Origin of the sequence: Micromonospora sp. NPDC049203 (assembly GCF_043197215.1) — a bacterium.
Lineage (GTDB): Bacteria > Actinomycetota > Actinomycetes > Mycobacteriales > Micromonosporaceae > Micromonospora.
This window is the reverse complement of the sequence record NZ_JBICSV010000007.1, coordinates 41,176-58,662: the sequence shown is the minus strand read 5'-3', so window position 1 is coordinate 58,662 and position 17,487 is coordinate 41,176. Positions and strand designations below refer to the sequence as shown.

At 73.2% G+C, this 17,487-nt stretch carries 17 protein-coding genes and 1 pseudogene; 4 read left to right on the top strand and 14 right to left on the bottom strand.

Annotation, left to right across the window (positions count from 1 at the left end; all coding sequences use genetic code 11):
• Nucleotides 1-6: 6 nt before the first annotated feature.
• Both ACGFIA_RS19910 and ACGFIA_RS19905 read left to right on the top strand, forming a co-directional pair.
• Complete coding sequence (locus ACGFIA_RS19910) at nucleotides 7-792, top strand: enoyl-CoA hydratase family protein (RefSeq protein ID WP_393261340.1); 786 nt, start codon at nucleotides 7-9, stop codon at nucleotides 790-792.
• Between the two features lie 102 nt (nucleotides 793-894).
• Nucleotides 895-1,752, top strand: a complete 858-nt coding sequence (locus tag ACGFIA_RS19905) for a hypothetical protein (RefSeq protein ID WP_357470642.1) — start codon at nucleotides 895-897, stop codon at nucleotides 1,750-1,752.
• A 23-nt stretch (nucleotides 1,753-1,775) separates the two neighbouring features.
• On the opposite strand, the gene ACGFIA_RS19900 is transcribed toward ACGFIA_RS19905, so the two are convergent.
• The 7 genes from ACGFIA_RS19900 to ACGFIA_RS19870 form a co-directional block, all read right to left on the bottom strand.
• Entirely contained in the window at nucleotides 1,776-2,609 is an 834-nt protein-coding gene (locus ACGFIA_RS19900; RefSeq protein ID WP_013287980.1) for a carbohydrate ABC transporter permease, read from the bottom strand.
• Nucleotides 2,606-3,592 carry a sugar ABC transporter permease gene (locus tag ACGFIA_RS19895; RefSeq protein ID WP_357388463.1) on the bottom strand — a complete coding sequence of 329 codons (987 nt, stop codon included), beginning with the start codon at nucleotides 3,590-3,592 and terminating at the stop codon, nucleotides 2,606-2,608. The genes ACGFIA_RS19900 and ACGFIA_RS19895 overlap by 4 nt, the downstream gene beginning before the upstream one ends.
• On the bottom strand, nucleotides 3,589-4,881 hold the full coding sequence (locus tag ACGFIA_RS19890) for a sugar ABC transporter substrate-binding protein (RefSeq protein ID WP_357388461.1): 1,293 nt from the start codon (nucleotides 4,879-4,881) through the stop codon (nucleotides 3,589-3,591). Before ACGFIA_RS19890 ends, ACGFIA_RS19895 begins: the two co-directional genes overlap by 4 nt.
• 224 nt (nucleotides 4,882-5,105) lie before the next feature.
• Nucleotides 5,106-5,390 carry a GlsB/YeaQ/YmgE family stress response membrane protein gene (locus ACGFIA_RS19885; RefSeq protein WP_013287983.1) on the bottom strand — a complete coding sequence of 95 codons (285 nt, stop codon included), beginning with the start codon at nucleotides 5,388-5,390 and terminating at the stop codon, nucleotides 5,106-5,108.
• Nucleotides 5,391-5,643: 253 nt separating this feature from the next.
• A complete protein-coding gene (locus ACGFIA_RS19880; protein WP_116507974.1) occupies nucleotides 5,644-5,931 on the bottom strand; it encodes a GlsB/YeaQ/YmgE family stress response membrane protein in 288 nt (95 codons plus the stop codon).
• A gap of 222 nt (nucleotides 5,932-6,153) precedes the next feature.
• Nucleotides 6,154-8,031, bottom strand: a complete 1,878-nt coding sequence (gene lepA, locus ACGFIA_RS19875; RefSeq protein WP_357388459.1) for a translation elongation factor 4 — start codon at nucleotides 8,029-8,031, stop codon at nucleotides 6,154-6,156.
• 106 nt (nucleotides 8,032-8,137) lie between these two features.
• Nucleotides 8,138-8,674 (bottom strand): DUF4240 domain-containing protein, encoded by a 537-nt coding sequence (locus tag ACGFIA_RS19870; protein ID WP_357388457.1) that lies wholly within the window; start codon nucleotides 8,672-8,674, stop codon nucleotides 8,138-8,140.
• On the opposite strand from ACGFIA_RS19870, the gene ACGFIA_RS19865 reads away from it, so the two are divergent.
• Nucleotides 8,673-9,743, top strand: a complete 1,071-nt coding sequence (locus tag ACGFIA_RS19865; RefSeq protein WP_393261335.1) for a phosphotransferase family protein — start codon at nucleotides 8,673-8,675, stop codon at nucleotides 9,741-9,743. The two genes, ACGFIA_RS19870 and ACGFIA_RS19865, sit on opposite strands and share 2 nt — an antisense overlap.
• A 236-nt stretch (nucleotides 9,744-9,979) precedes the next feature.
• Nucleotides 9,980-10,246 carry a 30S ribosomal protein S20 gene (gene rpsT, locus ACGFIA_RS19860; protein WP_357388453.1) on the top strand — a complete coding sequence of 89 codons (267 nt, stop codon included), beginning with the start codon at nucleotides 9,980-9,982 and terminating at the stop codon, nucleotides 10,244-10,246.
• A 171-nt stretch (nucleotides 10,247-10,417) separates the two neighbouring features.
• Here rpsT and ACGFIA_RS19855 read toward each other — a convergent pair whose 3' ends face one another.
• From ACGFIA_RS19855 to ACGFIA_RS19825, 7 genes and pseudogenes are all read right to left on the bottom strand, one after another.
• Entirely contained in the window at nucleotides 10,418-10,840 is a 423-nt protein-coding gene (locus ACGFIA_RS19855; RefSeq protein ID WP_393261332.1) for a hypothetical protein, read from the bottom strand.
• Nucleotides 10,837-11,817, bottom strand: coding sequence for a DNA polymerase III subunit delta (gene holA / locus ACGFIA_RS19850; RefSeq protein ID WP_357388449.1), 981 nt, complete (start codon nucleotides 11,815-11,817; stop codon nucleotides 10,837-10,839). Before holA ends, ACGFIA_RS19855 begins: the two co-directional genes overlap by 4 nt.
• Nucleotides 11,818-11,937: 120 nt before the next feature.
• A complete protein-coding gene (locus ACGFIA_RS19845) occupies nucleotides 11,938-14,388 on the bottom strand; it encodes a ComEC/Rec2 family competence protein (RefSeq protein ID WP_393261582.1) in 2,451 nt (816 codons plus the stop codon).
• Nucleotides 14,389-14,477: 89 nt separating this feature from the next.
• On the bottom strand, nucleotides 14,478-15,272 hold the full coding sequence (locus ACGFIA_RS19840; protein ID WP_357388523.1) for a ComEA family DNA-binding protein: 795 nt from the start codon (nucleotides 15,270-15,272) through the stop codon (nucleotides 14,478-14,480).
• Between the two features lie 533 nt (nucleotides 15,273-15,805).
• The gene (locus ACGFIA_RS19835; protein WP_393261579.1) at nucleotides 15,806-15,970 is read right to left on the bottom strand and encodes an SDR family oxidoreductase; all 165 of its coding nucleotides are present in this window, start codon (nucleotides 15,968-15,970) and stop codon (nucleotides 15,806-15,808) included.
• Nucleotides 15,971-16,082: 112 nt separating this feature from the next.
• A pseudogene (locus tag ACGFIA_RS19830) lies at nucleotides 16,083-16,589 on the bottom strand (SDR family NAD(P)-dependent oxidoreductase); the annotation flags it as partial.
• Nucleotides 16,590-16,598: 9 nt separating this feature from the next.
• Nucleotides 16,599-17,453, bottom strand: coding sequence for a DegV family protein (locus tag ACGFIA_RS19825; protein ID WP_357388445.1), 855 nt, complete (start codon nucleotides 17,451-17,453; stop codon nucleotides 16,599-16,601).
• Nucleotides 17,454-17,487 lie beyond the last annotated feature (34 nt).

Sequence of the window (17,487 nt, the reverse complement as noted above, 5' to 3'; positions counted from 1 at the left end):
CCCGGCATGACCTCTCCGGACGCTCTCGTGCGAGTCGCCACGGCCCGTGGGGTGACCACCCTCACCCTGGACAGCCCGCACAATCGCAACGCGCTCTCCACGCCCCTGATGACCCAGCTGCTGGCCGGGCTGGCCGACGCGGTCGCCGACGACGCGGTACGCGCGATCGTGCTCGGCCACACCGGCCCGGTCTTCTGCTCCGGCGCCGACCTGAAGGAGACCGCCGCCGCGTACGCCAGCGGCACCGTGCCCGCCGGGATGCTCGGCGACGTGCTGGTGGCGGTGCGGGAATGCCCGAAGCCGGTGGTGGCGAAGGTGGCCGGCCCGGCCCGGGCCGGTGGGCTGGGCCTGATCGCCGCCGCCGACCTGGCGGTCTGCGCGCGGGAGGCGACGTTCGCGTTCACCGAGGTGCGGATCGGGGTGATCCCGGCGGTGATCTCGGCGACCGTGCTGCCCCGGCTGGGTCAGCGCGCCGCCGCCGAGCTGTACCTGACCGGCGACACGTTCGACGGCCGCCGCGCCGCCGAGATCGGCCTGGTCACCGCCGCGGTGCCGGCCGACGAGCTGGACGCCGCAGTCGCGCGCTACTGCGACTCGCTCGTCAGGGGCGCGCCCGGGGCACTGGCCGGGGCGAAGGAGCTGCTGCGCCGGCCCGCCGGGCCTGACCTGCGGGCCGAGATCGCCGAGTTGGCCGCGCTGTCCACCGGGTACTTCCTCTCCGACGAGGGGCGCGAGGGCGTGATGGCGTTCCGGGAGAAGCGTCCCGCCGCCTGGGTGCCCGCCGGCGACTGAGCCGTACGGCGGGCCCCGGGTGAGCCGACCTGGGGCCCGCCGGTCGGCCGAGGCCCGCGCCGGCGGATGGGACGTACGCTTGTCGGACTGTCGGGACAGGGGGTGCGGGTGCGGACGCGAGGGGCGATCGTGGCGGCCGGTGTGGCGGTGTGCGTGCTGGCACTGCTCGCGGTCTATGTCGTGACCAAGCAGTTCGGCGAGCACCTGCGGCTGCCGCTGGCCAGCCGGACCTGCACGGTCAAGGCGGACGGCGAGGTGGTGCTCGGCGCCGACCAGATGGCGAACGCGGCCACCATCGCGGCCATCGGGATGCAACGCCGGATGCCCGAGCGGGCGGTGGTGGTGGCGCTGGCGACCGCGTACCAGGAGTCGCACCTGCGCAACATCGCGCACGGCGACCGCGACTCGCTCGGCCTGTTCCAGCAGCGCCCGAGCCAGGGCTGGGGCACCCCGGAGCAGGTGCAGGACCCGCGGTACTCGGCGAACAAGTTCTACGCCGCGCTGAAGAAGGTCAAGGGCTGGGAGCGGATGCGGGTCACCGACGCCGCCCAGCGGGTGCAGCGGTCGGCGTTCCCCGAGGCGTACGAGAAGTGGGCGGACGAGTCGGAGGTCCTCACCCGGGCGCTGCTCGGCCACGCGACCGGCGCGGTGGCCTGCACCGTCTCCTCACCGCCGACGATGCGCGGCCCGGCCGCCGCCAGCGCCGTGCTGGAGAGCCTGTCGCTGGACTGGGGGCTGCCCCGGCTGCCCACGGCGACGGACCTGACCGCGCTCACCGTGCCGGCCGGTGACGACCGCAACGGCTGGCGGTACGCGCACTGGCTGGTCTCGCACGCCGACGACCACGGCGTGAAGAAGGTCCGCTTCGGCAACCTGGAGTGGACCGCCGAGCAGGGCTCCTGGGCCCGGGTGAAGGGCGACCCGGCCACCGAGGTGCGCGCCGAGGTGTTCGCCGCCTGACCGGCGCCGGATCGCCCCGGCGCTCAGCCCTTCACCGCTCCGGCGACCAGGCCGGAGACCATCCGGCGCTGCACCAGCAGGAAGAACACGATCACCGGCAGGGTGAACAGCGTGGACGCGGCCATCACCGAGCCCCAGGCGGTGTCGTCGCGGCCGAAGAAGAACGTCATGGCCACCGGCAGGGTGTACTTCTGCTGGTCGTTGATGAAGGTCAACGCGAAGATCAGCTCGTTCCAGGCGGTGATGAACGAGAAGATGCTGGTGGCGACCAGGCCGGGCGCGACGAGCGGGAACAGCACCTTGCGGAACGTCTGGGCCCGGCTGGCCCCGTCGATGGCGGCGGCCTCCTCCAGTTCCTTCGGCACCGCCGCGACGAAGCCGCGCAGCATCCAGACCGCGAACGGCAGTGAGAAACCGAGGTACGTGAGGATCAGGCTGGGCAGCGTGTTGTAGAGGCCGAGCCGCTGGATCATCAGGAACAGCGGGATGACAAGCGCCTCCAGCGGGATCATCTGCACCACCAGCAGCATGATCAGGAACGTGGTGCGCAGCTTGAACCGGAACCGGGCCACGGCGGTCGCCGCGAGCAGCGCGACCAGCCCGCTGAGCAGCACCGTCGCCAGCGCGACGAGCGCGCTGTTGAGGAAGAAGTCGGCGAACGTCACGCCCGGGATGAGGTTGCCGGTGAGGATCTCCCGGTAGTGCTCCAGCGTCGGCTCCGCCGGCACCGGCCGGGGCGTGGACGAGAAGATCTCCCGGTTGGGCTTCAGCGAGGTCGCCACCATCCAGTAGACCGGGAACGCGGCGAAGAGCGCGACCAGCAGGCCCGCGCCGTTGAGGGCGATCTTCTTCATCATTCGTCCTCCTGCCGCAGCACCATGCGGACGTACAGGGCGGTCACCACGAGCAGGATCACGGTGAGGATGACCGCGATGGCCGAGCCGAGGCCGTACTTGGGCGGCGGCGAGAACGCCTCCGCGTACGAGTAGATCGACAGCATGAACGTCGACCGGTCCTGGGTGCCGCCGGCCAGCACGAACTGCTGGGTGAAGACCTTGAAGTCCCAGATCGTGGAGAGCACCACGAGGATGCCGAAGACCGGCCGCAGGACCGGGAACGTGACCGACCAGAACACCTTCCACGGCCCGGCGCCGTCGACCCGGGCCGCCTCCTGCAACTCCGTCGGCACGCTCTTGAGCCCGGCCAGCACGCTCACCGCAATGAACGGGAACGAGTGCCAGACCACCACCAGCGTCAGGATGGCGAAGAACAGCAGCGGGTCGTTGAACCAGCCGTACCCGGTCCAGTCGCTGCGCCCGAACAGGGCCGTGGAGAGCCCGTCGGGGAGCTTGTTGAACAGCCAGGTGACCAGGCCACTCGTGTCGTCGAAGATCCACTTCCAGACGATCGTGCCGGTCAGCGCCGGGGTGGCCCAGGCGAGCATCACGCAGCTCGCCACGAACGTGGCCATCTTCTTGCCCAGGCGGTTGAGCAGCAGCCCGACCAGGGTGCCGAGGATCATCGTGAGCGCCACGTTGGCGAGCGCGAACAGCACCGTGTTGCGCAGCACCGTACGGAAGAACGGGTCGCCGAGGATCTGCGCGTAGTTGGCCAGGCCGACCCACGGCCACTCGCGGTCGCCGCGCAGCTGCCGGACGCTGTCCAGCTTGTGGAAGGACATCCACACGACCTGGCCGAGCGGCCAGAGCAGCAACACGGCGATGATCGCCAGGCAGGGCAGCAGGAGCAGGTACGGAAGGTGGTCCACCCGGCGACGGCGCCGCCGCGCGGGGGTCTCCCGCGCGGCGGCCTCGCCGGTGGCCTTGGTCAGCGTGGTCACTTGGCGTTGAGGATGCTTTCGATCTCGGTGGCCGCGTCGGCGGTGGCCTTCTCGACCGTCTTCTGGCCCTTGATGACCGAGCTGTTCATCGCCTGGGTCACCGTCTTGGTCCGGCTGACCTCGACCCACTTCGGGGTGAGCGGGGTCAGCTTGGTGTTCTGGATGGCGGTGGCGAACGCGGCCATCACCTTGTCGTTGGCGTAGTCGCCGCTGCTCACCAGATCCTGGTAGACCGGGAAGAAGCCGAGGCTGCTGGCGAACTCCTTGTCCTTCTGCTTGCTCAGCAGCACGGTCATGTAGTCCCAGGCCAGCGCCGCCCGCTTACTGTCCTTCCAGATGGCGATGTCGGAGCCGCCGGCGAACGCCGGGGCGGCCTTGCCGTCCGGGCCGGGGATCGGGAACGTGCCCCACACCTTCTCGATGTCGGGGTTGTCCTTCTTCATCGCGCCGCCCTGCCAGCTACCGGCGAACGCCATGGCGGCCTTGCCGGTGGCGAACTGGGTACGGGCGTCGACCTCGTTCCACCCGGCGGCGGCCGGCGGGGCGACCTTGTGCACGGTCACCAGGTCGGTCCAGAACTTGACCGCCTTCTGCGCCTCGGGGGTGTTGTAGCCGGACTTCCAGCTGTCGCCCTCCTTGGTGGCGATCTCCGCGCCGGCACCCCAGAGGAAGGAGTAGAACGGCAGCTCGGAGTTGCCGGGCAGGGCGATGCCATAGGTGCCGGGCTTCTTGGCCTGCACGGCCTTCGCGGCGGCGACCATCTCCTCCCAGTTCGTCGGCGGCTTCACGCCGGCCTCGGCGAACCAGTCGGTGCGGTAGTAGACGGCGCGTACGCCGGCGTACCACGGCACGCCGTACTGCTTGCCGTCCAGCTGGGCGTTCTTGACCAGGTCGGGCAGGATGTCCTTGCCCTCGGACCAGCCGTTGAACTTGTCCGAGACATCGGCCAGGGCCTCCTGCGCGGCCCAGCCCTGGGTCTCGGTGTTACCCAGCTCGGTGACGTCCGGGCCCTCGCCGCCGGCCAGCGCGGCCTGGAACTTCTTCGGCGCTTCGAGCCAGGGGATGTACTGCACCACGACGTCGGTCTCGGGGTGCTTCTTCTTGAACTCCGCCTCGACGCCGTCGAGGAACGTGGTCTGGGCGTCGCCGCCCTCACCCATCATCCACACAGTGAGCTTGCTGTTGTCGGCGGCGCTGTCGTCGTCGCCGGAGCCACCGCACGCGGTCAGCACCAACGCGGCCGACGCCACGATGGCGGTGACCGGAGCCAGCCGCTTCCACCTGTTCACGCCATATCTCCCTCAGGGCCGTTTGGCACTAACCTTCTCCGCCGCACCTTAGTAGGAAAATTTCCTTTACAACAGGGGGTGTGCGTGACGGAGGGCACAGGCGACCGTATCGCAGCCGGAGCCCGGCCGACATCGATGCCGACCGGGCTGTTCGGAGCCCCCGCATACGCCGACGGGCGCCCGGCCGGTGAGGCCGGGCGCCCGTCGAGGCGCGGGGTGCGGGGTCAGTAGCGCGAGACGCCGCGGCGACGGCCGACGCCGGCCACCAGGGCCACGCCGATCGCGGCGAACAGCACCTGCAGCATCAGCTCGCGCCAGTCGATACCGGCGGTCTCGGCGAAGCCGGAGGCCCGGGCCACGATCGTGCCCAGAAGCGCGGCGCCGACACCGATCAGCATGTGCAGCCAGATCGGCATGTTCTGACGGCCCGGCACGACCAGCCGGCCCAGCGCGCCGACGATCAGACCAACGACCAGCGCCGTGATGATGCCCCAAACGGTGAGCTCCATGGTCGCCCTCCTCCTTAAGATCGGGTCACACATTCCTGTGTGGTTACTGTCGTGATCGCTAAGTTCCCGACCGCCCGGAAATCCAAACCGACTCCGGTGACGAATTGTTCAGACGTACCCTGACCTGCCACTTCGCCCCGAAACCCGGCGCGGCGGGCGGGCCCGGCGCACCGACAGGGTTCAATGCGCCGAATGCGCCGACGGGCGCCCGGCCGGTGCGGCCGGGCGCCCGTCGAGGCGCGTGGTGCGTCGATCAGTAACGCGAGACGCTGCGGCGGCGGCCGACGCCGGCCACCAGGGCCACACCGATGGCGGCGAGCACGACCTGCACGGCCAGCTCGGCCCAGTCGATGCCGGCGGTCTGCGTGGCGATGCCGAGCGCGCGGGCCAGGACGGTACCCAGCAGCGCGGCGCCGACGCCGATCACCATGTGCAGCCACATCGGCATGTTCTGCCGGCCCGGCACGACCAGCCGGCCCAGCGCGCCGACGATCAGACCCACGACGAGCGCGGTGATGATGCCCCAGACGGTGAACTCCACGGTCGGTCCTCCTAAACGATTTCGCACGTTCTGTGCGTTTGCTGTCGTGCCCGCTAAGTGCCCGACGCATCGAAAACCGAAACCGGCCGCATCGACCGCCGCTCCCCCGGCCTGGCCGAATCCGCAGGTGGGAGCGCTGCCACAAGCTGAAAATTCCCTGGGTACGCGACCGGCCGGCACCCTCGCAGGAGAGGACGCCGGCCGGTTCGTGGGCTCTGACGGCTACTTCTTGCCGGCGGGCTTGCCGTCGCCGGAGTCGGACGACAGCGCCGCGATGAACGCCTCCTGGGGGACCTCCACCCGGCCCACCATCTTCATCCGCTTCTTGCCCTCCTTCTGCTTCTCCAGCAGCTTGCGCTTACGGCTGATGTCACCGCCGTAGCACTTGGCGAGCACGTCCTTGCGGATCGCGCGGATGGTCTCCCGGGCGATCACCCGGCTGCCGATCGCCGCCTGGATCGGCACCTCGAACTGCTGGCGCGGGATCAGCGTGCGCAGCTTCGCCGCGATCGTCGTCCCGTACGTGTACGCCTTGTCCTTGTGCACGATCGCGCTGAACGCGTCGACCGGCTCGCCGTGCAGCAGGATGTCCACCTTCACCAGGTCGGACGCCTGCTCGCCGGAGGGCTCGTAGTCGAGCGAGGCATAGCCCTTGGTACGGCTCTTGAGCTGGTCGAAGAAGTCGAAGATGATCTCGGCCAGCGGCAGCGTGTAACGCAGCTCCACCCGGTCGGCGGAGAGGTAGTCCATGCCGAGCAGGCTGCCCCGGCGGCCCTGGCACAGCTCCATCACCGCGCCGACGTAGTCGTTCGGGGTCAGCACCGTGGCCCGCACCGTCGGCTCGTACACCTCGGCGATCTTGCCGGTCGGGTACTCGCTCGGGTTGGTGACCACGATCTCCTCGCCGTCCTCCTGGATGGCGCGGTAGACCACGTTCGGGGCGGTGGAGATGAGGTCGAGGTTGAACTCGCGCTCCAGCCGCTCCCGGATGATCTCCAGGTGCAGCAGGCCGAGGAAGCCGCAGCGGAAGCCGAAGCCCAGCGCGCCGGAGGTCTCCGGCTCGTAGACCAGCGCGGCGTCGTTGAGCTTGAGCTTGTCCAGCGCCTCGCGCAGGTTCGGGTAGTCCGAGCCGTCGATCGGGTAGAGCCCCGAGTAGACCATCGGCTTCGGGTCCTTGTAGCCGCCGAGGGCCTCCTTGGCCGGATTGCCGTTGATGGTGACCGTGTCACCGACCCGGGACTGGCGCACGTCCTTCACGCCGGTGATCAGGTAACCCACCTCGCCGACGCCGAGCGCGTCGGCCTTGACCATCTCCGGCGAGATGACGCCGATCTCCAGCAGCTCGTGCACCGCGCCGGTGGACATCATCTTGATCCGGTCCCGGGCCGAGATCCGGCCGTCGATCACCCGGACGTACGTGACCACGCCCCGGTAGACGTCGTACACCGAGTCGAAGATCATCGCGCGGGCCGGTGACTGGGCCTCACCCACCGGCGGCACGAACTGCCGGACGATCTCGTCCAGCAGGTAGGGCACACCGTCGCCGGTCTTGCCGGAGACCCGGATGCAGTCCGACGGGTCGCCGCCGATCAGGTGGGCCAGCTCCTCGGCGTACTTCTCGGGCTGGGCGGCCGGCAGATCGATCTTGTTGAGCACCGGAATGATGCGCAGGTCGTTCTCGAGCGCCAGGTAGAGGTTCGCCAGGGTCTGCGCCTCGATGCCCTGCGCGGCGTCGACGAGCAGGAGCGCGCCCTCGCAGGCGGCCAGCGAACGGGACACCTCGTAGGTGAAGTCGACGTGCCCCGGGGTGTCGATCATGTTGAGCACGGCGGCCTCGCCGGCCCGGTCGCCCTCACGGATCGTCCACGGCATCCGCACGGCCTGGCTCTTGATGGTGATGCCGCGCTCGCGCTCGATGTCCATCCGGTCCAGGTACTGCGCGCGCATCTGCCGGGGGTCGACCACACCGGTGAGCTGCAACATCCGGTCGGCCAGGGTCGACTTCCCGTGGTCGATGTGGGCGATGATGCAGAAGTTCCGGATGCGCGCCGGGTCGGTGGCACCAGGAGCGTTCGCGCCGGGATCGAGCGTCGGTGGCACAGCGGTCCGTTCTGGTCGGCTGACGTGAGCGGGCCGGCGCGCCGCCGGCCCGCTCCATGGTCCCACGTCCTCCGGGACGCGCCCGGACTCCCCCTTCACTCCACGGCTATTCCACAGGTGGCTCGACGAACAGGGCGGCCAGCCTCGGCAGCCGGCGGCGGGCCTCCTCCTCGTCGTCGAAGTCCCAGAAGTCGTTCAGGTCGGGCACCGGGACCGGGTCGCGCTCGGCCGGCAGGTCGGACGCGGTGGCCTTCCGGTACGCGTCCCACGGCACCGCCAGCATCTGCTCGCACTCGAACTCCTCGCCGCTGAGCGCGGCGGCCCGCACCTGCGGCAGCCCGGCCAGCGCGTCCGGGTCGCCGACCGCCTTGGCGAACACCGTCCGCCCCTGCGTCATCAGCCAGCCCCGGAAGTACTCGAAGCCGTCGTCCGAGGCGCCCCCGTTGATCAGGTAGGCCGCACCCCACAGGTCGACCTTGTAGGAGGCGGCGAGCACCCGCCGCTGGTGGTGGGCGTAGCCGACGATCTCCTCCGGGTCGCGCTCGGCCAGCAGCGCGACCGCCCGGGCGGCCACCGCGTCGGGCTCTCCCCCGGCACCGGCGCGGGCGTCGTCGATCAACTGCCAGAACTCGTCGGTCCTCATGGTGGGCAGTCTGGCAGAGCCCACCGACGCACCGGCCCGACGCGCGCCGCCGGTGCGGCAGCATGGTGCGGTGCGCGCGATCTCCCTACCGCCGGTTCCGTACGGGTCGACAGCCGTCCGGCCCGGCTGGCCCGACCTGCCGGCCGGGCTGCGCGACGCGCTGGCCGCCCGGATCGGCGGTCCACCGGCGGCGGTACGGGTGGCGGCCGGCGGGTTCACCAGCGGCTTCACCGCCGTGCTGACCGGCCCCGCCGGGGAGCGCGTGTTCGTCAAGGCGGCGGCGCTGCACGGGCAACGGCACCTGGTCGACTGGTACGCCCACGAGGCGGCGGTCCTGGCCCGGCTCCCGGCCGGGCTGCCGGTGCCCCGGCCGCGCTGGGCCCTCACCGAGTCCGGCTGGTACGCGCTCGCGCTCGACGCGATCGACGGGCACACCCCCCGGTTGCCCTGGGCGCCGGCCGAGCTGGACGCCGCCCTCGCCACGTACGCCGAAGTGGCCGCCGCGCTCGCCGACCCGCCCGCGGAGCTGGCCGCGCTCCGGCTCCCCCGCCTCGCCGACCTGGCCCGCGACGACATCCTCTGGTGGGGCGAGGTGACCGCCGGGCGCGAGCCGCTGCCCGAGCCGGCCGCCGGCGCCCCGCTGGCCGAGCTGGTCGCGCTGGAGTCGCGCCTGCCCACGTACGCCGACGCCGCCCCCGGGCTCGCCCACGGCGACCTGCGGGTGGACAACCTCCTGATCGGCCCCGAGGGACGGGCCTGGCTGTGCGACTGGCCCTGGCTCTGCCACGGACCGGCCTGGTTCGACCTGGCCGGGCTGCTGCTCACCGCGTACGCCAGCGGCCTGGACGCGGACGCCGCGTTCGCCGGTCACCCGGCGGCGGCCGGAGCGCCCGGCGACGCGCTGGACGTGACGCTCGCCGCGCTGGCCGGCTACTACCTGACCGGCGCCGCGGCCGGGCCGCCGAACGGCTCCCCGCACCTGCGCGCCCACCAGCGCTGGAGCGGGGAGCAGGCGCTCGGCTGGCTGGCCGAGCGGCGGGGCTGGTCCTGGGCTCGTCCCACCTCTTGATCCACACCGCTTCGCCGGGAGGGCGGGGACGTCTCCCGCGCCCAGCCCGGGAACCGGTCCGGCCTGGCGTGATCCCTGGCCGCGAGGGCAGGATGGTGGCGGTGCCGGAAGGGCCGGGCGGAGGCGTTTTGGCTCGTCCGGGGCCGACCTGGTAGCCTGGCTTTTCGCGCGGCGATGACGCATGCTCGTCGTGCGCGAAAGCAGACCAACCCGAGCTATCAAGACGAGGCTGTCGCGTGGCGAACATCAAGTCCCAGATCAAGCGCAACCGGCAGAACGAGAAGCGCCGGCTGCGTAACAAGTCGGTCAAGTCGTCGCTGAAGACCGCCATCCGGAAGTTCCACGAGGCTGCCGAGGCGGGCGACACCGAGAAGGCCACCGTGCTCATGCGTGAGGCCACCCGCAAGCTGGACAAGGCTGCCAGCAAGGGTGTCATCCACTTGAACCAGGCGGCCAACCGGAAGTCGGCGATCGCCAAGCGCGTCGCCTCGTTCTCCGCCTGACCAGCGCTACAGATCACACCGGAAGCCCCGGGGCCATCGTGCCCACGGGGCTTCCGGCCGTCCGCCCTCCCCTGATCGCGCCGGCACACCAGCGCGAGATCTTGGTACGAGGTGGCCCCCACAGGGGCCGTTTCGTACCAAGATCTGCGGCGTGCTCACGGGCGACGCGTGCTACCGCTCGCCTGGGTGGTGGAACGTCGACTGTTGCGGGTGGTGGTAGCGGACGCCCCGGGAGCCGGCGACCGGCATCGCGCGGGCGCTGGCCGGCACCCGGGCCCGCCCGATCACCGGCTCCATCTGCCGGCGGAAGCGGTCCCGCTCCTGCTCCGGCACCTGCGCCGCGGTGCGGACGACCACCTCGGCCACCACGTCGTTGAGCTTGACCATTGCGGCCACCGCGATCGGCAGCACCACCACCGCCCACCAGCTCACCAGCTCCGCGAGCGCGAGCAGGACGGCCAGCGCCATCGCGCCCTCGAAGAAGAGGAAACAGAGCACCCCACCCGGGTTGATGAAGCGCAGTCCGAGCACCCGGGCGTAGAGCGGTCGGTACCGCTCCTCGTCCGTGGCCACCGTCGACCACGCTCGGGTCACCGGGCGCCGCCCTGCCGGGCCGCGGCCACCGAGAACACGGCCCGCTCCAGCGCGTACGCGCGGTCGTCGGCGCCGCCCTTCACCGCCGCGTTGCACTCGGCGGCCACCCGCATCGCCTCGACCAGACCCTCCGGCGTCCAGCCCCGGGCGCGTACCTGAGCCTTCTCGATCTTCCACGCCGGCATGCCGAGCGTCTTGGCCAGTTGGAACGCGTTACCCCGGCCGGCGGCGGCGACCCGGGCCACGGTCCGTACGCCGTCGGCCAGCGCGTCGGCGATCGGCACCGGGTCGACGCCGACGTGCAGCGCCCACCGCAGCGCCTCCAGCGCGCCTGGCACGTCACCGACCATCGTCGCGTCGGCGACGGTGAAGCCGGTCACCTCGGCCCGGCCCCGGTAGTACCGGGCGACCGTGTCGGCGCCGATGCGCCCGTCGGTGTCGGCGACCAGTTGCGAGCAGGCGGCGGCCAGCTCGCGCATGTCGTTGCCGACTGCGGCGACCAGGGCGTCGGCCGCGTCGGGCGAGCACTTGCCGCCGATGCGGCGGATCTCGTCCCGCACGAAGGCGGCCCGCTCCCGGTCGCCCTTGAGCTTGACCGCCGGCACCACTGTGGCACCCGCCGCACGCAGGCCGTCGGCGAACGCCTTGCCCTTGGCCCCGCCCAGGTGCAGCACCACCAGTTGCACGTCCGGGTCGGGGTTCTTCGCGTACGCCAGCAGCGCGGTGGACAGGTCCTTGCGGGCGTCCTGGCCGGAGCGGAGCACGAGCACCCGGCGACCGCCGAACAGCGACGGGCTGAGCATCTCGGCGATCTCGCCGACAGTGAGCGTGCCGGCCTGGTATTCCCGCACGTCCACGTCGGGGTCGACCTCGCGGGCCCGGGCGACGGCTTCGGTGACCGCTCGCGTGGCGAGCAGCTCCTCGTCGCCGAGGACGAGCACAATAGGAGGCAGGTCGGCGGGGGTCACGTCGCCCATACTCGCACGCCCTCCGACCCTGCCGGGCCCGCTCATCGGGGACTGTGACGGCACAGCCCGCACACAGCGCAAATCCAGACATTTGCCTTGATCTACCGCCTACCGCCACAAGATCCCCGTTCATCGTGACGGTTCGGACTCGCGGCCGCGCCTCACCACCACGAGACCGTCGCCCGCCCGGACCGCGGCGACGTCCCCGTCGACGTCGGTGCGCAGCACCCGGGCGCCACCCCGGGTCAGCCGGTCCAGCAGCCCCGCGTTCGGATGCCCGTAGTCGTTGTCGACGCCTACGCACACCAGCGCCACCGCCGGACGCACCGCGGCCAGGAACTCCGGCGCCTGGTACGCCGACCCGTGGTGGGCGACCTTCAGCACGTCCGCCCGGATCGCGGCGGCCGGCGTCGTCTCCAGCATCGCCCGCTGCTCCTCGGTCTCGGCGTCACCGGTGAGCAGGATCCGTACCCCGCCCACTGTGGCGGCCAGCACCAGCGAGTTGTTGTTCGGATCGGACCGGCTGCCCCGCAGCGGATACGGCGGACCGACAGCTGCCAGGTCCACCGCACCCGCCCGCCACCGCCAGCCCGCCCGCACCGAGGCGAGCGGCGCACCGGCCCGGCGGGCCGCCTCGCGTACCTGGGCGGCGCCGTAGGGCGGCTCGGACCAGGACGGACCCACCACCGCGCCCACCCGCCGGCCCCGGAACACTCCGGCCACGCCGCCGACGTGGTCGACGTGGAAGTGACTGACCACCAGCAGCGGCACCTCGCGTACGCCAAGGCGGCGCAGGCAGGCGTCCACGCCGGACGGCTCCGGGCCGGCGTCGACCACGACGGCCCGGCCGGGGGCGACCGGCAGCACCACGGCGTCCCCCTGCCCCACCGCGCACGCCACCACCACCCAGCCGCGCGGCGGCCAGCCGGAGGCGAGCAGCCGGATCGGCACCGCACCGAGCACCACAGCGACCGCGACGACAGCGATCAGCCGCCGCGCCCGGCGTCGCCGGAAGCCGAGCAGCAGCGCCACGCTCACCGCCGCCAGCAGCAGGGCGCCGGCCACCCCGCCCGCCCACGGGAGGTTCCCGGCGGGCAGGTCCGCCCCGTATGCGGCGACCGCCACCAGCCAGCGCGCCGGCCAGCTCGCCAGCCAGGCCAGGAACTCCGCGCCGCCCGGCCACAGCGGTGACAGCACCGCCGCCAGCACCCCGAGCACGGTGGCCGGCGCGACGGCGGGCACCGCGAGCAGGTTCGCCGGCACCGCCACCAGGCTCACCGTCGCGGACAGCCCGGCGATGACCGGGCCGCAGGCCAGTTGCGCGGCGGCCGGCACCGCGAGCGCCTCGGCCAGCCCGGCCGGTACGCCCCGGCGCCGCAGCGCGTCCCGCCACCCGGGCGCGAGCAGCAGCAGTCCCCCGGTGGCACACACCGACAACGCGAAGCCCGGGTCGCCGGCGAGGTCCGGGTCGTACAGGATCAGGCCGGTGACAGCGGTGGCGAGCGCCGGCAGCGCCGACCGGGACCGCCCGGCGGCGAGCGCGGCGAGCCCGATCGCGCCCATCGCGGCGGCGCGCACCACGCTCGGCGACGGCCGCACCAGGATGACGAACCCGACGAGCGCGAGTACGCAGAGCACGGCGGCGGTACGCGGGCCGGCGCGGGCCCAGCGGGCCAGCAGCAGCACCGCCCCGACGACGATCGCCACGTTCGACCCGGACACGGCGTTGAGGTGGGTCATCCCGGTGGCCCGGAAGTCCTCCTCCACCTCCGGCAGCAGCCGGCTGGTGTCGCCCACCACCAGGCCGGGCAGCAGCCCGCCCGGCGCGTCGGGTAGCGGCTCGCAGGCCCGTTGCAGCCCGGTCCGCAGCACGCCCGCGGCCCGTTGCGGCCACGACGCCGCGCCGCGCGGCGTGGGCGGGCCGGTGGTGGAGAGCACGGCGGCGGTCAGGTCGCCGCCGCGCGGCGCGGACAGCCGTCCCCGGCTGGTGACCCGCTGCCCGGGGAGCAGTGGACGCCAGGCCGGGTCGGTGGCGAGCACCAGGGCGCGTACCGGGCCGGTGACGCGCGCGCCGTCGGGCCCGGTGAGCCGGATCAGATCCACGCGGACCAGCAGCATCGGTTGCCGCCCGGGCGCACCGCGTACCGGGCGGGGATCGTCGCGCAGCACCAGCTCGGCGGTGACCTGGGCACGGTCGGCGATGAGCGCGCGGACCGGAGCGGCGTCGCGGACCACGACGCGGGCGCCGGTGGCCGCCGCCCCGCAGAGCACGCCGAGCAGCACGGCGACCGCGATCCAGCCGTAGCGGCGGGCCGCCACACCCGGCCGGCCCAGCACACCTCCCAGGTGCAGGCCCGCGAGCAGGGCGAGCGTGGCGGCGACGGCGGCCACCCACACCGTCACCCCGAGGCTGAGGTGCAGCCCGGCCAGCGCGGCGAGCCACGCCGCCACCGCCAGCCCGGCCAGCCGCAGGTCGGGAGCGTCGCGACCCGCCGACTCCCCGTCGACGGTGAAGGAGCTCGCGGGAATGCCTCGGCCGCGCTCGCCGCTCGCCGCGGCGCCGGATCGCGCCCGCTCCATACCCGTCACGCGGGCACCGGCTCGTTCGGTGGTGCCCGCACCGGCGAAGTTGGGGCGATCCAGGTCCGAGGACGGCTGGCGCCGGCCGTTCACACCGTCACCAGTTCCTTGAGCTGCTCGTACCGGGCGTCGCCGATGCCGTCGACCTGGCGCAGGTCGGACACGGACCGGAACCCGCCGTTGCGGTCCCGGTGGTCGAGGATCCGCTGGGCGAGCACCGGACCGACGCCCGGCAGCGCGTCGAGCTGGGCCAGGGTGGCGGTGTTCAGGTTGACCGGTCCGGCCGGTGCCGCCGGGCCGCCCGGCGCTCCACCGCCGCCCGCCGCCGGGCCGGGCGCGGCCTGGCCGGGCGGGGCGGTGACGCCGACCAGGATCAGCTCCCCGTCGGTGACCTTGCGGGCGGGATTGAGCAGGGCGGTGTCGACGCCGGGCAACGCACCGCCCGCCGCCTCGATCGCGTCGGCGACTCGCGCGCCGGCCGGGAGACGGACCAGGCCGGGCCGCCGGACCTTCCCGGCCAAAGCGACCACCACCTGACCGGATGAGCCCGCGGGCACGGGTGCCCCGGAAACCGCTTCGGTCACCGGCGCCTCGGCGGACGCCGCGACCGGCTGGACGGCTTCGGCGCTCGGACGCGAGCGCCACGCCCAGACGGCTGCCGCCACGACCACCACTGCCGCCACCGCCGCGAGCGCGCGGACGCCCCGGCGACCGGGATCGAACGCACCGGGGCCGGGCAGCCGGGACAGGCCGCGCCCGGTCGCCGGGGCGTCGTGGATTCCGTCGTCGTCCGGATCGCCGGAGGCCGGCTCCGTCCCGAACGGATGCTCCCGCCCGCTGTCGTGCTCCGGGAAGCCACGGCGCAGGCCGAAACCCGGCTCGATCCCGCCCGGCGCACGCCCGGGCCGAGCAGGGAGATCGGGCCAGGCGCCGCCGGGGGCGGACCCGGAGCCGGCCCCGGCCGCGAAGAAGACCGGCCCGGCCGCCTCGGGCCCGGGCTCGAAGACCCGCCCGGCTTCCTCGGGCCCGGGCTCGAAGAACGGCCCGGCTTCCCCGGGCCCAGGCTCGAAGAACGGCCCGGCTTCCTCGGGTCCGGGCTCGCGGCCGGGCCCGGGCTCGCGGTCGGGTCCGGACGGGGACAGCCCCGGCCGCCGCGAGGACCGCTCCGCCCGGCCCGACCCGCCCACGCGGTCGGCGGGGATCGGCGGAACACCAGCGGCGTCCGCGAACCCGAACAGCCGGGCGAGCCGCCGCCGTACCGTCGTCTCCTCGTCGTCTGGCACGGCTCGGGACGGTACGGCGATCGTTCGTCCCGCATCGGCCGGTGAACGCTCACCTGTGGACGACCGATGCGCTGTGGACAGGCACCCGATCAAGCAGTGGCCGTGCTAGGCACGGCGCCCGGCAGATCAGCGGGTCACGCCGGCCGTGCCTCCGGGTCCAGCCCGAGCGCGGCCCGTCCACCGTCGACCGGCACCGTAGCGCCGTTGACGAACGAGGCGCGTTCGGAGAGCAGGAACGCGACCACCTCGGCCACCTCGTCGGTGCGGCCGATCCGGCCGACCGGGTGCAGCCGGGCCATCTCCGCGTCGACGTGCGCCGCCTCCACCGGGGTCGAGTCCGGCCAGGTAGGCGGCGTGCCGTTCGGTGTGGACGGAGCCGAGCGCCACCGCGTTGGCGCGGATCCCCCGGGGACCGTAGTCGACTGCCAGCGCCCGGGTCAGCCCTTCCAGCGCGGCCTTCGCCGTCGCGTACGGCAGCGCACCGGGCACCGCCCGGCGTGCCTGGTGGGAGGAGACGTTGACGATCGCGCCGCCGGTGCGGGCGGCCAGGAACCGGCGTACGGCGGTGCCGGCCCCGGCCACGGCGGGGCGCAGGTTGAGCGCGATCAGGTCGACGACCTCGCTCGCGGGCGCGCGGTGCAGGTCGGCGTCGCGGAAGACGGCGGCGTTGTTGACCCAGCCGCCCAGCGGCGCGTGCGCCTCGGCGCGGTCGGCGGCCCGGTCGGTGACCGCCTCGTCGCCGGCGTCGCCGGTCACCGCGTGCAGCCGGTCGGCGAGCGGATGCCGGGCCAGCCAGTCCAGCGCGCTGGTGTCCCGCTCGACCACGACCACGGTTCCGCCGTCGGCGGCGAGCCGTTCCACGACGGCCCGCCCGACGCCGCGCCCGCCGCCGGTGACGACGTACGACAGTGGGCTCATCCGGCCACCCTAGGGCGTGCGGCGGTGGATCACCACGCATGCCAGCCCCGGCCCGGCGTGGGCGGCGACCACCGCTCCGGCCTCGGTGACGTACGTGTCGTGCAGGCGGTCGCCCAGCCGCTCGGTCAGCGCGGTCAGCAGATGTTCGGCCCGCTGCGGCGCGGCGAGGTGGTGCACCGCGAGGTCCACCTCGGCGTCGTCTGCCGCCTCGACGGCGAGGTCGACCAGGCGCGCCACACCCCGGCTGGCGGTACGGACCTTGTCCTTGACCACGATCGCGCCGTCCGGCATGTGCATGATCGGCTTGACCGAGAGGGCGGTGCCGAGCAGTGCCTCGGCCGCGTTGATCCGGCCGCCCCGCCGCAGGAACTCCAGCGTGTCGACGTAGAAGTAGATGGTGGTCCGGGCGACGGCGTCCAGCGCCGCGTCGCGTACCCCGGTCAGGTCGGCGCCCCGCGCGGCGGCCGCGGCGGCCGCGAGCGCCGGGAAGCCGAGGCCCATGCCTGTGGATCGGCTGTCGACCACGGTGACCTTGTCGTCGCCGACCTCGGCGGCGGCCAGCCGGGCGGCCTCGACCGTGCCGGACAGCTCGGCGGACAGGTGCACGGACACCACGCCGTCGGCGCCCTCGGCGAGCAGCCTGCGGTAGACCTGCGCGAACTGTTCCGGCGCGGGCCGGGACGTGCTCACCGAGACCCGCCGCGCGCCCAGCGCGCGGGTGGCGTCGGCGGGCGAGGTCTCGACGCCCTCCAGCCCTTCCGCGCCGTTGAGCACGACGGTCAGCGGGACGACCGTGAGGCCGCGGGCGCGGGCCAGGTCGGGGGGCAGGTAGGCGGTGGAGTCGGTGACGACCGCGACGGGCATGCCCGGCACGCTAGCCGATGGCGCTGTGACGTGC

What these genes read in the sequence shown, in the direction of transcription:
- ACGFIA_RS19910 (WP_393261340.1), top strand. Translation starts at nt 7, where the DNA reads ATGACCTCTCCGGACGCTCTCGTGCGAGTCGCCACGGCCCGTGGGGTG.
- ACGFIA_RS19900 (WP_013287980.1), bottom strand. Translation starts at nt 2,609, where the DNA reads ATGATGAAGAAGATCGCCCTCAACGGCGCGGGCCTGCTGGTCGCGCTC.
- ACGFIA_RS19885 (WP_013287983.1), bottom strand. Translation starts at nt 5,390, where the DNA reads ATGGAGCTCACCGTTTGGGGCATCATCACGGCGCTGGTCGTTGGTCTG.
- ACGFIA_RS19865 (WP_393261335.1), top strand. Translation starts at nt 8,673, where the DNA reads ATGGTGGGCAGTCTGGCAGAGCCCACCGACGCACCGGCCCGACGCGCG.
- ACGFIA_RS19870 (WP_357388457.1), bottom strand. Translation starts at nt 8,674, where the DNA reads ATGAGGACCGACGAGTTCTGGCAGTTGATCGACGACGCCCGCGCCGGT.
- holA (WP_357388449.1), bottom strand. Translation starts at nt 11,817, where the DNA reads ATGGGCGACGTGACCCCCGCCGACCTGCCTCCTATTGTGCTCGTCCTC.
- ACGFIA_RS19845 (WP_393261582.1), bottom strand. Translation starts at nt 14,388, where the DNA reads ATGGAGCGGGCGCGATCCGGCGCCGCGGCGAGCGGCGAGCGCGGCCGA.
- ACGFIA_RS19835 (WP_393261579.1), bottom strand. Translation starts at nt 15,970, where the DNA reads ATGGCCCGGCTGCACCCGGTCGGCCGGATCGGCCGCACCGACGAGGTG.
- ACGFIA_RS19825 (WP_357388445.1), bottom strand. Translation starts at nt 17,453, where the DNA reads ATGCCCGTCGCGGTCGTCACCGACTCCACCGCCTACCTGCCCCCCGAC.